The following is an 850-nucleotide window of genomic DNA, read 5'->3' on the forward strand; positions in this document are numbered from 1 at the left end:
GTTAGGCCGCTTTTCTTCGCTCATTTTCTCACCTCTTGAATTTTTCCTTCTATTATTATATAGGGCGTTATTCTGTCATAAATCCAAACTCTTTACTGCGGTATCTTTGTCTTCCTGGGTGATCCCAATATAGCGTAAGGTCTCCCGTTGTGAAGAATGGTTTAGCAGCGACTGAATGATCTCTGTTTTGGTTCCTTGCTTGTACAAAAAATAGCCAAAGGTCTTACGCATCGAATGGGGACCAATTTCTTTCAATCCAACCGCCGTTCCTGCTTCATGAATGATCCGCCAAAGGCTTTGTCGGGTCAAAGGCGTATCTGCTCCCTTTCGACTTGGAAACAAATACCTGCTGAAGTCTTGTGCTTGCAGCTGCTCAGGAAATTCCGATTGAACATAATCAAGAATCACTTTTCGTAATTTGTTCGAAATGAAAACCGAATTGTGTTTAGCTGTTTTTTGTTCCTTCATGGCCAGACGTTCTTTGACAATCACACGTCCGCGGGAAATTTCTAACACGTCACTTAATTTCAACTGTCTTAAATCGGAGATTCGATACGCTGTATTGATCCCGATCGAAAAAAGCACCAAATTTCGTTGCCCATATTTGCCGGAAGCCAAAATTGCTTTCATGGCATCGATCTTTTTTTTGTCGCGAATCGGTTCTACGCTCTTCATTTTTAGCCGCCTCTCAAATGTTACTTAATATGATTATAGCAGATGATAAGTAACATTTAAACAAGCTATAGAAAAAAGGCCCTAAAAGAAAAGTGATTTCCTCTTAGAGCCTCTAAGGATGGAGCGATTTTAACGAATGTGACAGAATCAGATTGTGTCACATTTAACTTTTGAG

General features: G+C 40.2%; 1 protein-coding gene. It reads right to left on the reverse strand.

The window, feature by feature from the left end; all coding sequences use genetic code 11:
- Positions 1-75 precede the first annotated feature (75 nt).
- Positions 76-675: a tyrosine-type recombinase/integrase gene (locus tag HMPREF9088_RS11215; RefSeq protein WP_007209378.1), complete on the reverse strand. Its 600-nt coding sequence runs from the start codon at positions 673-675 to the stop codon at positions 76-78.
- Positions 676-850: the final 175 nt, after the last annotated feature.

The organism is Enterococcus italicus DSM 15952, assembly GCF_000185365.1.
GTDB classification, from domain to species: domain Bacteria; phylum Bacillota; class Bacilli; order Lactobacillales; family Enterococcaceae; genus Enterococcus_G; species Enterococcus_G italicus.